We start from the raw sequence: 1,308 nt of genomic DNA, 5'->3' as shown, positions 1-1,308 counted from the left end.
CCCTGGGGTTCGGACCGCACAATTGATTCAGCAAGTTTAGCAGAACGGTTTTGGGAAAGCCGGCCAGAGAGGGTGAAAGCCCCGTAGGCGAAAGACGAGCTGACATGGCGGTATCCAGAGTACCACGAGACACGAGAAACCTTGTGGGAACGTGCGGGGACCACCCCGTAAGGCTAAATACTCCTTAGTGACCGATAGCGCATAGTACTGTGAAGGAAAGGTGAAAAGGACCCCGGGAGGGGAGTGAAAGAGAACCTGAAACCATATGTTTACAAGCTGTGGAAGCGCTTTATATGCGCAACCGCGTACTTTTTGTAGAACGGTCCGGCGAGTTACGCCGGCTGGCAAGGTTAAGCACTGAAGGTGCGGAGCCGAAGGGAAACCAAGTCTGAAGAGGGCGCCAAGTCAGCCGGAGTAGACCCGAAACCGGGTGATCTATCCATGTCCAGGTTGAAGTTGCCGTAAAAGGCAATGGAGGACCGAACCCACATCCGTTGAAAAGGGTGGGGATGAGGTGTGGATAGGGGAGAAATTCCAATCGAACCCGGAGATAGCTGGTTCTCCTCGAAATAGCTTTAGGGCTAGCCTCATATTCAAGTCTTGCGGAGGTAGAGCACTGAATTTCCTAGGGGGCGTCAAAGCTTACCAAAGAATATCAAACTCCGAATGCCGTGTAGATGATGTATGGGAGTCAGACTGTCCGAGATAAGTTGGGCAGTCAAAAGGGAAAGAGCCCAGACCTACAGCTAAGGCCCCAAAATGTGTGTTAAGTGGAAAAGGATGTGGGATTTCGAAGACAACTAGGATGTTGGCTCAGAAGCAGCCATCCATTAAAAGAGTGCGTAATAGCTCACTAGTCGAGAGGTCCTGCGCCGAAAATGTCCGGGGCTGAAACACACTGCCGAAGCTTGGGAATTGATGAATGTCAATTGGTAGAGGAGCATTCTTAACAGCGGCGAAGCTGTACCGTAAGGAGCAGTGGAGCGTTAAGAAGAGAGAATGCCGGAATGAGTAGCGAGAGGAAGGTGGGAATCCTTCCGGCCGAATATCTAAGGTTTCCAGAGTAAAGCTGATCTGCTCTGGGTAAGTCGGGGCCTAAGGCGAGGTCGAAAGACGTAGCCGATGGACAACAGGTTGAAATTCCTGTACTATGATATGACAGAACTGTGGGGACGCAGGGAGAGAGCACATCCCGGGGGTGGAATACCCGGGGCAAGCAGGGTAGGGGTACATCAGGCAAATCCGGTGTGCAACCCGAAGATGTGATGCGGAGCGAACTTATAGTAGCGAAGTGTGTGAGCTGACTGC

General features: G+C 52.0%; 1 rRNA gene. It reads left to right on the top strand.

Going from position 1 to position 1,308, the window contains the following annotated elements:
* Positions 1-1,308 (top strand): 23S ribosomal RNA (locus DWX43_RS27230); the annotation flags it as partial.

It is taken from the genome of Clostridium sp. AF19-22AC (genome assembly GCF_003479085.1).
Taxonomy (GTDB): domain Bacteria; phylum Bacillota; class Clostridia; order Lachnospirales; family Lachnospiraceae; genus Faecalicatena_A; species Faecalicatena_A orotica.
The sequence above is the reverse complement of the archived record's forward strand: the minus strand, read 5'-3'. Positions and strand labels throughout refer to the sequence as shown.